The sequence below is a fragment of the Flagellimonas zhangzhouensis genome, assembly GCF_900102925.1.
Lineage (GTDB): Bacteria > Bacteroidota > Bacteroidia > Flavobacteriales > Flavobacteriaceae > Flagellimonas > Flagellimonas zhangzhouensis.
This window is the reverse complement of sequence record NZ_FNKI01000002.1, coordinates 348,964-364,721: the sequence shown is the minus strand read 5'-3', so window position 1 is coordinate 364,721 and position 15,758 is coordinate 348,964. Positions and strand designations below refer to the sequence as shown.

Below are 15,758 nucleotides of genomic sequence, written 5' to 3'. Positions count from 1 at the left end.
TAAAATCAACTTTTAGTGGCCCGTAACATTTCTCTTTTTCCTGGTGGACCTGGCAAACGTTCTACGGTAAAACCGACCGCTTGCATGGCGCGTCGCACACTTCCTTTTGCAGCATAGGTCACCAAGACCCCTCCTTGTTGAAGCGCGGTGTACATGATACCAAAAATTTCCTCCGTCCACAAATCGGGCTGCACTCTTGCCCCAAAAGCATCAAAATAAAGAAGGTGGTATTGATTTGAATCGGAAATCTCTTTAAAATCCCTTTTTTGTTTGTGCAATGCAAAGAAATCGGAAATAGGACTGGACTCTTCCCACAGGATTTGGTGCATTTTTTCAAATTCAAGTTCCAATTCCTCAGCACCCAATTGTTGGCAATAATCCAATTGCGCCACCTCATTCATTTCAACAGGATAGGCTTCAACACCTGTATAATTTATTTTGAGATTTTGTTTGGGAGCTTCCAAATAAGTGATCAGCGCATTCAAACCCGTTCCAAAACCAATTTCCAACAAATTGATTTCAGTATTGACAAATAATTGAAGACCGTGTTTGATAAATACGTGGTAAGCTTCTTGAACTGCACCGTGCTTGGAATGGTACTGTTCGTTCCAATCCTCTATTTGAATGGTTTTGGAACCATCGCCAGTAACTATAATTTTTCTTTTCAAGGCTGTTGGGCTATAAGCACCCCGTCAGCTTCAAATCGATATGTTTTTTTAGGGCTGGTTATCAATGCCAGTTCATCTTCGGATGCGCCTTCATCTTCGGCATAATGTCTTTGATCGTCCACAGACATTTCTTCAAAAAAGGCTGCTCCGTTCATTACTACGGTCTTACCCGCTGCATCCTTTGGAACAAAAAATCCGTAATCTTTAAATCGGACGAATACTTCTTCTTCGGAATCCAACTTCACTTTCATCCAACATCCTTTGGCTTGACATACTTCTGTAATTTCTCCCACTATTTGGGTTTGTACAGAATCTTTAGGCGTTATATTGGCATAAGCCAAAGCTGTTTTATCCACACTAGAGGAAATTTCGAACTCAGCTCCGAAATAATCTCCTTTAATAGTTTCTTTTTTACAGGATGAAACCGCCAAAACGGTTAAGAAAACAATAGTGATTTTGTTAAAAACCTTCATTTTTATGCAACTTTATGGTTAATGTGTTTGAAGTACGAAATTTAGATTTCGCAATACGTCAAAACTAACAATAAATAGCTAATTTTAACTTTGCAAATGTAAGAGATATGGAAACAATGGCGAACAATGTAGCTATCGAGAAGTCGAAAACATCGAAAATACAAGATGTTGATTTTGACAACCTTTCCTTTGGAAGTGTATATTCTGACCATATGTTGGTCTGTGATTATAAAAACGGTGAATGGTCCGCTCCGAAAGTGGTGCCTTACCAACCGATTACTTTGGATCCATCTGCCAAAATCTTTCATTATGGGCAATCCATTTTTGAAGGAATGAAAGCCTATAAGGATGAAGCTGGAAAAATTTGGTTGTTCCGTCCTTTGGAAAATTGGAAACGATTGAACAAATCGGCCAAGCGTTTGGCCATTCCAGAACTTCCTGAAGCTTATTTTATGGATGGTTTGAATGCCTTGTTACAAGTAGAAAGTGATTGGGTTCCTCAAAACCCAGGGAGTTCCTTATATATAAGACCATTTATTTTTGCTTCTGGAAACGGGTTCCACGCTTCACCAGCAGATGAATATAAATTCATTATCGCTTGTGCTCCTTCTGGTTCTTATTTTTCTGGAAAAGTTAAGGTGCTTATCGAAGAAACCTATTCCCGTGCTGCAAACGGTGGTGTTGGTTATGCCAAAGCTGGTGGTAACTACGCTGGACAGTTCTATCCAACACAATTGGCTGCGGAAAAAGGATACCAACAAGTAATCTGGACAGACGACAATACCCACGAATTTATTGAGGAAGCAGGTGCCATGAACGTTTTTGTTCGAATTGGCGACACTTTGCTTACTGCTCCTACCAACGATAGAATCCTTGATGGAATTACCCGTAAAAGCATTTTGGATATTGCCAATGATGAGGGAATCAAAACAGAAGTACGCAAAGTTTCTGTGCACGAATTGGTGGAAGCGGCCAAAAATGGCACGCTCAAAGAAATGTTCGGTGCTGGAACTGCTGCGGTAATTTCTCCAATCGCAGGATTCGGATACCACGGTGAGGATTATGACCTTCCCGAATTGGAAAACAGTTATGCCTCTTTATTGAAAAAACGTATTACGGATATTCAATATAATAGGGCCGAAGATAAATTTGGATGGCGATACGAAGTCGCCCAATAATAATAAAAAAAGCACCTTAAAAGGTGCTTTTTTTATTTATCCATTATGGTTTTAATATCTGGTTTAAAGTAATTCGGGCCTTTCAGTACTTTGCCATCTTCCCTATAAATAGGTTTACCATCCGCCCCTAACTTGCTCATGTTGCTTTTTTGAATTTCTTCAAAAACCTCTTCTATTTTATATTGCATGCCATGCTCTAAAATAGTTCCGCAAAGTATATAGAGCATATCTCCTAGGGCATCGGCCACCTCAACCATGTCGTTATTGTTGGCAGCTTCAAGGTATTCTTTGTTTTCCTCATCCATTAAATTAAAACGCAATAGGTTTTTGTCCTTACCCAAATCTGCTTTTGGATTTTGTTTCACTCCCAGCCCAAAAGAATTGTGGAACAACTCCACTGCTTTAATTTTACTTTCCATTACCCTATAATTGATTTAGTTTTGCATAAAAATATAAATATATGTTCAGTACAGGACAGTTGATATTTGCCATTCTATTTTTTATTGCCTTTGTTGTAATTGTTTCTCTTTCTTATAAAAAGGACAAGAAATTGCACAAGAAAAACTATAAAGGTGTAATTTGGATCCTGATTTCCTTTATAACTTTTATAATTATCTTGTTTGTAATCAAGTATTTTCTCAAAAATTGAGAAGATAATCCACCATCACCACAAAAATTCGAGTTTACACAACATTAAAGTTCCTTTAAAGTTGATGCTATAGGAAAAACCGTACTTTTGTTTAACATTAATTTGGCAAAAAAAATATGGTACTATTTTTTAGCATACTTCTTGGATTACTTGCGATTAATGCGATACTGTTGATTTTCAGTGTCAATGGGGCAAAAGACAGGTTTATAAAACCAATCCAACGCGTTTCGGAAACAGCAACAACCAAACTATGGCTGCGCGAGACTTCTGAAACTGAATACAAGGAAGCGGTATAGTTTGTACCTTTAGCCGATGAAACAGGCCTTTCTTGTTTTTATTGGTGGCGGATTGGGAAGCGTATTGCGCTACCTTATTTCAAAACCTTTGAATCCCCTTTTGCACAATTTTTTCCTCGGAACATTTTTGGTAAACATTGTAGGCTGTGTAATTATAGGTCTAGTTTTGGGCCTATCTGTAAAAGGTCAGTTCTTATCTCAAAACAGTACTTTATTTTTAGCGACTGGATTTTGTGGAGGCTTTACCACTTTCTCCGCCTTTGCGTATGAAAAGCATTACCTTATAAAGAATGGCGACCTCCTCAATTTTGCCATTTATATGATTTCCAGCATTGTGGTCGGAATTCTTGCAATTGTTTTAGGACTTTGGATTGCGAGATACTTAGAATAGTTACAAATTGCATTTTTATAGTTAAAATTTGTTAAAACCTAAACATTTTATTGGTTTTAAAGCCACTTAACTGACTTAATTTAAATTTAAAGGTTCAAATGTTAAGATAAAATCAACAAATAAATAACAAATCTTTATTTAAAATTAGATACCCCTAAAATATTTGGGGTATTTTTTTTATACCCGTAAAAATGACCCAATACCCCTCTCATTTTTAATAGTCTCGACCTAATTCCTCTATATTTGAGTGATCAATTAACTACTTAATTATGAAAAAAGTCGAGGCAATTATTAGAAAATCCAAATTTGATGAGGTGAAAAAAGCCCTCCATCAAATTGAGGTTAACTTCTTTAGTTACTGGGATGTAACTGGAGTTGGAAATGAAAAACAAGGACATGTGTATCGTGGTATTTCGTACAGTACCAGCGATATTCAGAGGAGGTATTTGGTTATCGTTGTTAGCGATGACTTTCTGGAAAAAACCGTAAACGTATTATTGGAAACTGCATCAACAGGCAATGTGGGAGACGGGAAGATCTTCGTTTCAGACGTTATTGAAGCCTATAGAATCAGGACCAAAGAAAGCGGTAGCGCAGGAATCAATTAACATTAATTAGCCAAAAACTCAAAAACTTAGATTATGATTGTACAAGAACAAGAAGCAATAGATAAAGCCGTAGAAGCCATCACTGGCGATATGGGCGCACTTTGGATTACCTTAGCTGCAATATTGGTATTCTTTATGCAAGCAGGATTCACCCTTGTTGAGGTTGGATTTACGCGTAGCAAGAACTCTGGGAACATTATCATGAAAAACGTAATGGACCTCGCTGTCGGATCGGTAATGTTCTGGGCAGTAGGTTATGCCATTATGTATGGTAGTGATTTAGTAGGTGGCGGATTCTTTAGATCCAGTCCATCAGATCAAGGTTACTTCTTTTTTAGTGCCGATGATTGGTATAACTTATTCTTCCAAACTGTATTCTGTGCAACAGCTGCCACTATTGTATCAGGAGCTATTGCTGGAAGAACAAAGTTTTCCACCTATCTTATTTTCTCAGCTATTCTAACCACACTAATTTATCCTATTTCTGGTAGCTGGTACTGGCCATTCGATGACGATGCTTGGTTGAACACTGCTGGATTCATCGATTTCGCCGGTTCTTCTGTAGTACACGCCGTTGGAGGTGCAGCTGCATTGGTTGCCGCTATCTTGGTAGGCCCTAGAATTGGAAAATATGTAGATGGAAAAGCTCAAGCAATTCCTGGTCACAACATGGCCTTTGGTGCCCTTGGGGTATTCATCCTTTGGTTGGGATGGTTCGGATTTAACGGAGGTTCCCAATTGGCTTGGGGTGGAGACGACACTATTGGTGCAACCAGTGTGATCATCAACACTAACCTTGCTGCTGCTATCGGTGCTATCGGAGCCCTATTCTTTACATGGGCACGTTACGGTAAAGCTGATATTTCCATGACCTTGAACGGTGCTTTAGCTGGATTGGTAGGTATTACCGCTGGTTGTGGTTCCGTAAGTGCATGGGGAGCATTGGCCATCGGTCTTATCTGTGGAATCCTAGTAGTGATATCTATTGAATTTATCGATAAGAAATTAAAGATTGACGACCCAGTTGGTGCCATCTCTGTTCACGGAACTTGTGGATTTGTTGGAACTGTATTGATAGGACTTTTCGCCTTGGATGGTGGACTATTGTACGGTGGAGGTGCCAAACTACTTTGGGTACAGACCTATGGCTCTTTGGCCTATATTGTTTGGGCTGCACTTGCATCTTTCGTGGTATTGTTCATTTTGAAGAAAACTATCGGACTAAGAGTATCCGAGAAAGAGGAAGTAGAAGGTTTGGATATCCACGAGCATGGAATCGAAGCTTATCCAGAGCACATTTCCCAAGACAAATAATCAAACTCACAACCCACACATATTGAAAAGAAAACGGAGCGTTCTGCCAAACGCTCCGTTACATAACCTTTTCAATCAAACTCACGATTAAACAACTAACTGTCCTAAGCCAAAAAAGGACAACTAAAACGATTATGATATGAAAACGATTATAAATACAAATTTCGGAAAAAATTTGGCCATTGCCATATTTTCAATGCTTTCAATTTCTGTTTTTGCACAGGAAGAAGAAGAAACTTCAAAATTCAGTTTCAGTGGCTCAGTTGATGCCTATTACAGAGCTAACCTTACTGCGCCAAATGATGAGGATGCGATTGCTCCAGGATCATCCTTTGCCAATTTACCTGGTTTCTCTTTGGGTATGGCCAACCTTGTTGCTGCCTATGAAGGAGAAAAAGTAGGTTTTGTAGCCGATTTGGTCTTCGGTCCAAGAGGTACAGATGCCGTTTTTGCTTCACCAATGTATTCGATGACTGGTGATATCATCAACCAATTGTACGTATATTGGAATGTAAGTGATGCCGTAACGTTGACCTTTGGTAACTTTAATACTTTCTTGGGTTATGAAGTTATTTCTCCAGTGGCCAATTTTAACTACAGTACTTCATACCTATTCTCATATGGTCCATTTAGCCATACAGGTTTAAAAGCTGATTTCGACCTTGGGAGTGATTGGTCTGCAATGTTGGCCGTTATGAACCCAACTGATTTGACAGAGTTCAATCCAACTGGTGATTACGCCGTGGGAGCCCAATTGGGATATTCTGGACAATTCTTGAACTTTGTGTATAGCCAAAGTAGCTACGAAATTGATTTTACTGGTGGTTTTGACCTTTCTGAAGATTTCTTCTTGGGTATCAACGCTGCTCATTTTAGTGCTGATGACAATGCAGGTAGCTTCTCAGGTGTTGCCCTATATCCTCAATATGCAGTTTCCGAAACCTTTAGTTTAGGTCTGCGTGGAGAGTACTTTATGGCAGGTGATTTCTTTGGATCAGAAATAACAGGAGTTGGTGCCGATGATTCTGGAGATGGAAGTGTACTTGCTTTAACCTTGACTGGTAGTGCTACGATTGGTGACTTGATTCTAAAACCAGAAATTCGTCTAGATAGCTCTTCCGAAGATTCGTTCATTGATAATGATTTGGCGCCTACAAAAAGCTTAGCTTCTGTTTTATTCGCTGCAATTTATTCTTTCTAGAAAAACATACCTCTATGAAAACAAAAAAGCCTTACTCCACTGGATTAAGGCTTTTTTTGTTCCTAGTCCTTATTACTGTTTTTTCACTCCTGCTCTCACCTTAGTTCTCAAATAATTTTGCCTTGGCACTAGAGGGCAGGAGTACTTTTTTACACTACCCCATATTCACTTGATTTACTTACACTTATATAACTTATTTTAAAAATATTGTTATAGTATTTTTCATAGTTTTAGGTCATACTTAACCTATAAATTTTATACTATGAAAAAACTATTTCTTATTTCTGTATCCTTCTTTTTAATACTTTCATGTACTAAAGAATCCCAAAATTTAGACGAATCTACCCAACAATTCTACGAATCTCAGATTATCTCCAATCTACTTGTTGAATATGAAATTCCAGCCAATGATATTAATTTGTTGCAAAAATTAGGATTTGGTGGTAGTATCGCAAAAGTATTTGAAAACCATAATACTTTAACTAATGAGAATTACATAAGTTATATTATGGAAGGTGATATTGAATTAAAGGCTAATGAACTTTCTAATCACCTACCCATACAAGCATTAGAAAAAACAGGTAGTTTAACAAGTCAATATAGGACAACCGTGATAGCAAATCCGAACAACTATACTGTAGCTATTTCTTCGTACCCTTTATTATATGGAACTATAAATACTGGTATTCAACGTGCAATTCAAAATTACAACAACCTAAATCTAGGAATAAACTTTACATTAATTACTGCCACAACAGCAGGTGCAAGAAAAAATTGCTCTAATGATCCAAATTGTATTTTGGTTTCAAACTTTTCTGGTGAAGGTGGACTTTCAGGTTATCCATATAACAATGGTAAACCATACAATCGCATACATTTAAATACTTACTTAGGTGACGACTTTGGGACTGATGTTGTTGAACATGTAATGACTCATGAACTTGGTCATTGTATAGGGCTAAGACATACAGATTACTTTAATAGAAGTATATCATGTGGGATTGGCGGAAATGAAGGACAGGGAAGTTATGGTGCAATACATATCCCAGGCACACCCCAAACCTTTAATATAGATATAAATTCAATTATGAAAGCCTGTTTCAACGATGATGAAACAGGAGAATTTACTAATTATGATATTATTGCACTATCTAATCTTTGGTAAAGTATTTTTCAGTTTCAATTAAAAACATTCATACCTACCACATTCAGGTCCACAAATTATTATGCTTTACTAGTAAAAGGTAGGAGAACACATTATTTCAACCTCTTTTCTTTGATTTCAACACAACTTATCTATTTGATTTGTTGCAGCAGTTCCTTTTTCAAAATCTAAACTTAACCCATAAATATTATACTATGAAAAAACTATTTCTATTATCAAGTATTGCCATTTGTGTTCTAACAAGCTGTTCAGAAGACCATCAAAATCTTGAACAGACACCCTCATCTATCAATTATCCAGAAGAGCTATCAAACTCAAACAAAAAAGTACCGGATTCTTTGCAGCATTTAAAGGAATATTTAATCAATGACCTAAAGTTTAAAGAGGATGACATAGCTTTTAAGAATAATGAATTCATCCTAGAAGATGATATGACCATTTCAATAGAGGGATTACTTTACACTATTGATTTCATTAAACAACAAGGAATTGACCTCACCGCTCATTATGCAAGTAATGGTTGTGGAGCCTTTTCACCCTCTCCTGTTCATGCAGAATTTTGTCCAGGAAAAAATTGCAGTCACGATGACGAAATTTATGAAATCGCGGTAGATATTAGTGGGTCTGTCCCTTTTGCGTGGAGGCAAGCAACTATAAACGCAATGAATAATTGGAACAACCTCCAGAACAATCGTTTCACCTTTATTTTAGAAGACCGAAATTGCGACATCCGGGCTTGGGATGGCATTGAGGTTTACTTATATAGTTCCAACAATTCAGCTACACTTGCCAGTGCCTCCTTACCTGCTCAAGTTCCTGGGTACGCTATAAAGATAAACACAAACTCCCTAAGTTATGCTTCTAACAACATCCCCCTTTTTACTAGAGTGATGATGCATGAATTCGGACATACAATAGGTTATCGACATACCGATAAAACTGACGGTTGTTTTATTCCAGGGTCAGCGAATAGTGATGGAGCATCACTAATGAATTCCTTATTAATCCCAAATTATATTGGTCAAGGATTTTCCAATGCCGACATTAACGCTCATAATTTACTCTATCCAAGTGCCAACAATTCGGCTAGGTTTGTGGAGTTTAAATGTAGAATTTAACACATGAACATCAATAAACCCCTTTATCTAATAAAGATAGAGGGGTTTATTTATTTTTAAATGCTCGAACACCTGCTCTCACCTTAGTTCTCAAATAATTTTGCCTTGGCACTAGAGGGCAGGAGTACTTTTTATTATAAACACAATACGGATTATAGGCTTTATTAAAATCAATTAGCAAGGCATCTCCCTCAGGAATGGTCAAATCAATATACCTTCCACCTCCATAGGTTTCCTCACCATTGGTCTCATCCAAAAAAGGTAAAAATAAATAATCTTCATATTCCTCATCATCCAATAAATCCAAACTTTGGTATACTTCCAATTGATGCTCCGCTCCATTTAAGGTAAAATACGCAATGCCATAAACCACTTCTTGGGTCTTTCTATCTGTGGTGGTAGGATTGAAAAAAGGAACAGCATTCGGGGTTCTTACAAATTTGGCTTTAACAACATAGGAAGTATCAGGAGCAAAAAAATCGAGCCCTTCAAAATCTTTACGGTACTTATCGGGCAAAGGTGATGATTCAGGGTCTTTAAAACTTTCGTTTTGTTCCTTTTGATAGGCCAAAATATCTGCCATTAATGTCGAAGAAGGTTTCACCTCCGATTTCTCCTCATCATGATATTTTTTACCCTGGCCACAAGCCATTAAAAGACAACCAAAAAGTAAGACTGCATATTTCATCTGGAAAAGCTTTGTGCAAAAATACGCTCTCCAATTAAAACTTGGGAATCCTAATTTTCTTTAGCCCCTTCATTTTGGTCAATATCGTATCTGGCGTCCTTCAAGTATTTTGAAACCAGTTCATTAAATTCAGGAGTTATTCGGAGTAAGGCCGTATGCTCTAATGCATAAAGTTTATCCGTGTCTTTGAAGCCTTTTTTCAACAATTCCTCCAAATAAAAAAGTGAAGTACCATAATCCTCGTTCTTGGCACTTAGTGATACCGTTTTCAGGTAGAATTCAAAATTATCAGGCTCAATTATGGTCTTCAACATATACAAAAATGCCAAGGCATTTTCATCCACTTGCTTTTCCGAAGAAATCATCTCAATGTTATCCTCGGCCAATGCATTCACATAGCCATACAAACGATTTCCCATTTGTTGCTCCAATCGATCAGTTCCATCAACAAACTTTTTGATCTCCCCCATTTGATGATTCCACCATCCCAAATTATTGAAATTATAGGTGTACACATCGTCATCCATATAATATTGATAATCTTCCTTCAATAAGGCCTCTTTTAAAAAAACTGCATTTTCCGTACGTTTCTGTACCCTATAATTTTTATCCCGCCTTACACTTTTTTGCACTGATCTAAGCGAGTCCAAATTTTTATGGGCTCCGTACATCGACATCATTTCGGTAAGATATTGCTCGGCCAATAACAGATCTCCTTTACTTCGGAGAGCGTTTACTTTGAAAATATCTTGTTGAAATGCATTCTCTATAAAAGCTGTATCCTTTGGAATTTTATTCTTGGCCATATCAGCTAGGGTAAACAACTCCATCCCTTTTTCAATATAACTGGTCCCAGGCCAAATATTTTCACCATCATACAATAAGGTCTGATTAGGCATTTTTAACCGATCTAATAATTTAGTGTCCATGAGCATTGCCGTATAGTTGAAATTATCCCTGCTCACAATCCCTACAAAATGAAACGGCTCCTTCAAATCCAAAAGTTCTCTATTTGCCAATGTTGCACTGATGCACAAAACCCCATTCACATTTCGCATTAAAATAGGAACCAAAGTTGCGAAACGTCCACCCGAGTCGGAACCCGCAGCATAAATTCGATTTGGTTGAACTGGGATTATTGTTGTAACCTCTTTCATCACCTTACCCGTAATCAACATATTATCGGTAAGTGATATAGAATCGTTCAATTTTGGAGCTGCCAAAACATAACCTTGGCTCTCTGCAGCAAATGCAAACATGGCCAAAGCTTCGTTATCGTTTGAATCTACATCAAAAACCATGAGCAGCGGCCACTCTTTATCCATACTAAAAGAAGTAGGCAGATAAAGCGAATAGGTATTCCCAATTGAGTCTTTGATTTTGAGGTCTTGGATGATTTCTCCTTTCTTTAAAACAAGCTGTTGAGAAGAAACAGCTGTTATCCAAAAAATGGAAAGGAATAGAATTAGGCTAGTGTTTTTCATAGTAATCTTCATATCAAAAATCTGGCCAAAACCAGTTGACAACTTTAAGGTACTAAACAAATCCTATATAGGTCTACTTTTTTTAATGGCCGATTGCGCTACCACATTGGACAATACAATGTGTGTTCTACACTCTCCATAAACGATAAGCTCGTCAATAAATTTTTCCAAATGGGCCTGATCTCTCAAAACTACTTCCATAATAATGTTTTCGTTTCCCGTAATTCGATAACAATTCACCACTTCTTGAAAGTTTTTCACCTTATCTAAAAAAGGCTTCAATTTTCCCATAAAGGCACGCAACATAATGATAGCCTTTAACTGATACCCCACCTTTCCGTACGAAATATTGGCACCATAACCCTCAATGATCCCAAGGTCCTCCATTTTCTTTACACGTTCCGCAACCGCTGGAGGAGTCAGGCCAACTTTTCGACCAATATGGGCAAAAGACTCCCTTGCATTTTGTTGCAACAGACCTAATATTTGCCAGTTAAGCTCATCTATCTTCATATAAAAGGAAAAAAATGATTAATTATTTATAATCGAAAGCAAAACCAAATTATTGCTTTAATAACAAAAGTAATAATTTTTGATTCGTCCGTAATTTTATACTACAAAATTGCTTTTGAAAAATGGAGAGAAGTTCTCTTAATTCCTTGGTCGTATACCGTAAATCTTTGGCACTTCGTGACTTGAGCGAAGCTGTGGCGGCGTACTTTGCCCAAAACCGTGAGATTTTATCCTTGCGTAAAATTGATTCGTTCCGTGACGACCTTTCAAAATCTTTATTGATTGATGCTGACTTGATCACCAAAGAATTGGAGCAAGCTGCTTTGAGCAATTGCCCTTCAGTTCGAATGAAAAGTTTGGCCTACATCAACATTATGACCCGAAACATTTTGGCCTATTGCAACGGGTTGGAAAGAGACGGAGTTAAAGAAAAGGAATATCTGAACCTGCTTCGCAAAGAGATCCGAATTTTCAGAATTTCTTTTAAGAAGTGGAGAAAGTCCTTGATCAACTAAAACAAAATTTTCCTTACATATTTCTTCGGTACTGCCCTCCTACTTGGAACAACGCCTCTGTGATTTGTCCTAACGAACAATGCTTGGCTACCTCCATCAATTTTTCAAAGATATTCTCATTGTTGATGGCAGTTTGCTGTAGCTCATTCAATTGCTTTTCGGCTTCATTCGCTTCCCTTTTATGAAGGTTTTGCAAGGTTTTAATTTGATTTTCCTTTTCAGTTTCCGTAGCGCGAATAACCTCTGCAGGTAAAATAGTCGGTGAACCTTTAGAACTTAAAAAGGTATTTACGCCAATAATTGGATATTCCCCAGAGTGCTTCAAGGTTTCATAATGCAAGCTCTCTTCCTGAATTTTGGAACGTTGATACATGGTTTCCATCGCCCCAAGTACACCGCCACGTTCTGTAATTCGGTCAAATTCCATTAAAACTGCCTCCTCTACCAAGTCGGTCAGTTCTTCAATAATAAATGAACCTTGAATTGGATTCTCATTTTTGGCCAAGCCCAGCTCTTTGTTGATAATCAACTGAATGGCCATCGCACGACGGACAGATTCTTCGGTAGGGGTGGTAATTGCCTCATCGTAAGCGTTGGTATGCAAGGAATTACAGTTGTCATAAATCGCATACAATGCTTGAAGCGTGGTACGGATATCGTTGAAATCAATTTCCTGCGCATGCAAACTTCTTCCTGAAGTTTGAATGTGGTACTTCAACATTTGCGCCCGTGAATTGGCTCCATATTTCTCTTTTAAAGCTTTGGACCAAATACGTCGGGCCACACGACCAATTACCGCGTATTCTGGATCTACTCCATTGGAAAAGAAAAATGAAAGGTTCGGGCCAAATTTATTGATGTCCATGCCACGGCTCAAATAATATTCCACATAAGTGAACCCATTGGATAGCGTAAACGCCAATTGCGTAATCGGATTGGCACCTGCCTCAGCAATATGATAGCCCGAAATGGAAACGGAATAGAAATTACGCACTTGTTGTTCAATAAAATATTCTTGAACGTCACCCATGAGTTTCAAGGCAAATTCAGTCGAAAAAATACAAGTGTTCTGCGCTTGGTCCTCTTTTAAGATATCGGCCTGAACCGTTCCGCGAACTTGGTTCAAGGTCTTAACCTTAATCTCTTGGTAAACTTCCTTTGGAAGCACTTGATCTCCCGTGACACCCAACAGCATCAAACCTAAGCCGTCATTTCCTTTAGGAAGTTCTCCATAATAACTTGGCTGCTCAGTTCCCTTCTCCTTAAAAATGGATTTGATTTTGTTTGAAACCTCTTGCTCTAGACCATTGTCTATGATGTATTTTTCGCAGTTTTGGTCAATCGCGGCATTCATAAAAAAGGCCAACAGCATGGGTGCAGGACCATTAATGGTCATACTCACCGAGGTCATAGGACTGCTTAGGTCAAACCCAGAATAGAGTTTTTTAGCATCATCCAAACAGCAAATGGAAACTCCTGCATTTCCGATTTTCCCGTAAATATCGGGGCGATGGTCGGGGTCGTTTCCATATAAGGTCACTGAATCGAAAGCGGTGGACAAGCGTTTTGCAGGCATATCCATACTTACATAATGGAATCGGCGATTGGTTCGCTCAGGACCACCTTCCCCTGCAAACATTCGAGTGGGGTCCTCCCCTTCTCTTTTAAAGGGATACAATCCAGCCGTAAATGGGAATTCTCCAGGAACATTCTCTTGCAAAATCCATTGCAAAATATCACCCCAAGCTTTGTATTTAGGCAACGATATTTTAGGGATTTGACTATGCGAGAGCGATTCGGTATGGGTTTTTATCTTGACTTCTTTGTCCCTCACCTTAAAGGAATAGATTTCCGCTTTGTAGCGGTTCACTTTTTCCCTCCATTTTAAAATGGCTTCCCAATTGTGCGGATTGAGGTGCATTTTCACACGATCAAATTCCTTGATGAGTAGTTTCACCAATGCTTTGGAATCTTCAGTTTTGATATGGGATTCAATTACCTCTTCGTTCAATCCTGATTTATCCAAAAACAGCTCCTCTGCTTTTTCTTGGTCCAGTTCCAAAGTAGATGTTAATGTCAAAAAGATACCGTATAATTTTTGGGCAACATTGGCCTCTTCTTTTGCTTTGGAATCGTATCCTCTATTAGTTTCTGCGATTTCGGATAAGTACCTAGTTCGTGCTGGTGGAATCACATAGATTTTCTCCGCCATCTCTTCGGTCACTTCCATGGTTGAGTGTAAGGTCGCCCCAGCTTTTTCCACCAAAGTATCCATCACCTTTTTATAAAGGTTGTTCATGCCTGGATCATTGAATTGGGAAGCGATAGTCCCAAAAATGGGCAGTTCATCTTCGTTGGTGTGCCATAAACCGTGGTTACGAGCGTACTGCTTTTTCACATCCCGTAGCGCATCCAATGCACCACGTTTGTCAAACTTGTTGATTGCAACGATATCGGCAAAATCCAGCATGTCGATTTTCTCCAATTGGGTTGCTGCACCAAATTCGGGCGTCATCACATAAAGGGAAACATCGCTGTGTTCCAAAATTTCGGTATCGGATTGACCAATTCCTGAGGTTTCCAGTACAATCAAATCGTATTTTGCCGCTTTCAGCACTTGAACCGCCTCTGCAACGTGCTTGGATAAAGCCAAATTAGACTGACGCGTGGCCAAAGAACGCATATATACCCTTTCGCTGTTGATAGCGTTCATTCGGATTCTATCTCCTAAAAGGGCTCCTCCCGTTTTTCGTTTGGACGGATCTACGGAAATAATTCCAATATTTTTTTCAGGGAAATCCATCAAAAATCGGCGCACCAACTCATCCACCAAACTTGATTTTCCTGCTCCACCAGTACCCGTGATTCCCAAAACTGGAACATTGCCTTGAGCCATTTCAATTTGAGATTGGTATTTTTCAAATTCCTCATGGCGATTTTCGGCCAATGAAATCAAACGCGCCAACGTATTGGGATGCTTTGCATTTAATTCTTCCTCCAAATTCTTCCCTTTGGGAAGCTCCAAATCGGGCACCGCAGTATCACATCGCTCTACCAAATCATTGATCATACCTTGCAATCCCATTTCCCGACCATCATCTGGGGAGTAAATACGTTCGATGCCATAAGCCATCAATTCTTTGATTTCTTCTGGAAGAATAACGCCACCACCACCGCCAAAAATCTTGATATGACTTGCTCCCCTTTCCTGCAGCAAATCAAACATGTACCTAAAATATTCGTTGTGTCCGCCTTGGTAGGAAGTCATCGCAATGGCATTCGCATCTTCTTGAATGGCGCAATCCACTACTTCGGCCACACTCCTATCGTGCCCTAAATGAATCACCTCAACACCAGTGGCCTGAATGATTCTTCTCATAATATTGATGGCCGCATCATGCCCATCGAACAAGGATGCTGCGGTTACAATTCTAATTTTATGTTTAGGCTGATAGGGTTTAATTTGTTCCATCTGCAATAAAAGGTCTCAATTTGCT

Annotated in this window: 18 protein-coding genes; 10 read left to right on the top strand and 8 right to left on the bottom strand. The window is 38.6% G+C overall.

The features are described 5' to 3' along the window. Positions 1-5 precede the first annotated feature (5 nt). Together mnmC2 and BLQ18_RS08405 are read right to left on the bottom strand one after the other, a co-directional pair. Entirely contained in the window at positions 6-668 is a 663-nt protein-coding gene (mnmC2, locus tag BLQ18_RS08410) for a tRNA (5-methylaminomethyl-2-thiouridine)(34)-methyltransferase MnmC2 (protein WP_090294235.1), read from the bottom strand. Further along, complete coding sequence (locus tag BLQ18_RS08405) at positions 665-1,141, bottom strand: DUF4920 domain-containing protein (protein ID WP_090294232.1); 477 nt, start codon at positions 1,139-1,141, stop codon at positions 665-667. The genes mnmC2 and BLQ18_RS08405 overlap by 4 nt, the downstream gene beginning before the upstream one ends. A 107-nt stretch (positions 1,142-1,248) precedes the next feature. Between BLQ18_RS08405 and BLQ18_RS08400 the strand changes: the two genes are divergently transcribed. Beyond that, entirely contained in the window at positions 1,249-2,319 is a 1,071-nt protein-coding gene (locus tag BLQ18_RS08400; protein ID WP_245668094.1) for a branched-chain amino acid aminotransferase, read from the top strand. A gap of 32 nt (positions 2,320-2,351) precedes the next feature. Here the strand turns inward: BLQ18_RS08400 and BLQ18_RS08395 are convergent, their stop codons facing one another. Beyond that, complete coding sequence (locus BLQ18_RS08395; RefSeq protein ID WP_090294230.1) at positions 2,352-2,738, bottom strand: pyrophosphohydrolase domain-containing protein; 387 nt, start codon at positions 2,736-2,738, stop codon at positions 2,352-2,354. A gap of 41 nt (positions 2,739-2,779) precedes the next feature. Between BLQ18_RS08395 and BLQ18_RS17090 the strand changes: the two genes are divergently transcribed. The 6 genes from BLQ18_RS17090 to BLQ18_RS08365 all read left to right on the top strand — a co-directional run bounded on the left by BLQ18_RS17090 (position 2,780) and on the right by BLQ18_RS08365 (position 6,778). Continuing rightward, on the top strand, positions 2,780-2,968 hold the full coding sequence (locus BLQ18_RS17090; RefSeq protein WP_090294227.1) for a hypothetical protein: 189 nt from the start codon (positions 2,780-2,782) through the stop codon (positions 2,966-2,968). Positions 2,969-3,084: 116 nt separating this feature from the next. Further along, positions 3,085-3,264: a hypothetical protein gene (locus tag BLQ18_RS08385; protein ID WP_090294224.1), complete on the top strand. Its 180-nt coding sequence runs from the start codon at positions 3,085-3,087 to the stop codon at positions 3,262-3,264. A gap of 16 nt (positions 3,265-3,280) precedes the next feature. Continuing rightward, positions 3,281-3,655: a fluoride efflux transporter CrcB gene (gene crcB, locus BLQ18_RS08380; protein ID WP_090294222.1), complete on the top strand. Its 375-nt coding sequence runs from the start codon at positions 3,281-3,283 to the stop codon at positions 3,653-3,655. Positions 3,656-3,924: 269 nt separating this feature from the next. Then, a complete protein-coding gene (locus BLQ18_RS08375; RefSeq protein WP_090294219.1) occupies positions 3,925-4,263 on the top strand; it encodes a P-II family nitrogen regulator in 339 nt (112 codons plus the stop codon). A gap of 33 nt (positions 4,264-4,296) precedes the next feature. Continuing rightward, a complete protein-coding gene (locus BLQ18_RS08370) occupies positions 4,297-5,577 on the top strand; it encodes an ammonium transporter (RefSeq protein WP_090294216.1) in 1,281 nt (426 codons plus the stop codon). A 139-nt stretch (positions 5,578-5,716) separates the two neighbouring features. Continuing rightward, positions 5,717-6,778 (top strand): porin, encoded by a 1,062-nt coding sequence (locus tag BLQ18_RS08365; RefSeq protein WP_090294214.1) that lies wholly within the window; start codon positions 5,717-5,719, stop codon positions 6,776-6,778. 72 nt (positions 6,779-6,850) lie between these two features. Here BLQ18_RS08365 and BLQ18_RS17210 read toward each other — a convergent pair whose 3' ends face one another. Then, positions 6,851-6,907, bottom strand: a complete 57-nt coding sequence (locus tag BLQ18_RS17210; RefSeq protein WP_417935111.1) for a hypothetical protein — start codon at positions 6,905-6,907, stop codon at positions 6,851-6,853. A gap of 133 nt (positions 6,908-7,040) precedes the next feature. Between BLQ18_RS17210 and BLQ18_RS08360 the strand changes: the two genes are divergently transcribed. Next, positions 7,041-7,943, top strand: coding sequence for a M57 family metalloprotease (locus BLQ18_RS08360; protein ID WP_090294212.1), 903 nt, complete (start codon positions 7,041-7,043; stop codon positions 7,941-7,943). 194 nt (positions 7,944-8,137) lie between these two features. Further along, positions 8,138-9,061 (top strand): M57 family metalloprotease, encoded by a 924-nt coding sequence (locus BLQ18_RS08355; RefSeq protein WP_090294209.1) that lies wholly within the window; start codon positions 8,138-8,140, stop codon positions 9,059-9,061. Between the two features lie 46 nt (positions 9,062-9,107). On the opposite strand, the gene BLQ18_RS08350 is transcribed toward BLQ18_RS08355, so the two are convergent. Genes BLQ18_RS08350 through BLQ18_RS08340 form a run of 3 tightly spaced genes read right to left on the bottom strand, consistent with a single transcriptional unit; the run spans position 9,108 to position 11,746 of the window. Then, positions 9,108-9,749, bottom strand: a complete 642-nt coding sequence (locus tag BLQ18_RS08350; RefSeq protein WP_090294207.1) for a DUF1684 domain-containing protein — start codon at positions 9,747-9,749, stop codon at positions 9,108-9,110. Positions 9,750-9,799: 50 nt separating this feature from the next. Next, positions 9,800-11,245 (bottom strand): alpha/beta hydrolase, encoded by a 1,446-nt coding sequence (locus tag BLQ18_RS08345; RefSeq protein ID WP_245668093.1) that lies wholly within the window; start codon positions 11,243-11,245, stop codon positions 9,800-9,802. Positions 11,246-11,296: 51 nt separating this feature from the next. After that, positions 11,297-11,746, bottom strand: a complete 450-nt coding sequence (locus BLQ18_RS08340) for an Lrp/AsnC family transcriptional regulator (protein WP_090294203.1) — start codon at positions 11,744-11,746, stop codon at positions 11,297-11,299. A gap of 122 nt (positions 11,747-11,868) precedes the next feature. Here BLQ18_RS08340 and BLQ18_RS08335 point away from each other — a divergent pair, with 122 nt between their 5' ends. Further along, the gene (locus BLQ18_RS08335) at positions 11,869-12,261 is read left to right on the top strand and encodes a hypothetical protein (protein WP_090294201.1); all 393 of its coding nucleotides are present in this window, start codon (positions 11,869-11,871) and stop codon (positions 12,259-12,261) included. Between the two features lie 13 nt (positions 12,262-12,274). Here BLQ18_RS08335 and BLQ18_RS08330 read toward each other — a convergent pair whose 3' ends face one another. Then, positions 12,275-15,733, bottom strand: a complete 3,459-nt coding sequence (locus BLQ18_RS08330; protein ID WP_090294200.1) for a methylmalonyl-CoA mutase family protein — start codon at positions 15,731-15,733, stop codon at positions 12,275-12,277. Positions 15,734-15,758 lie beyond the last annotated feature (25 nt).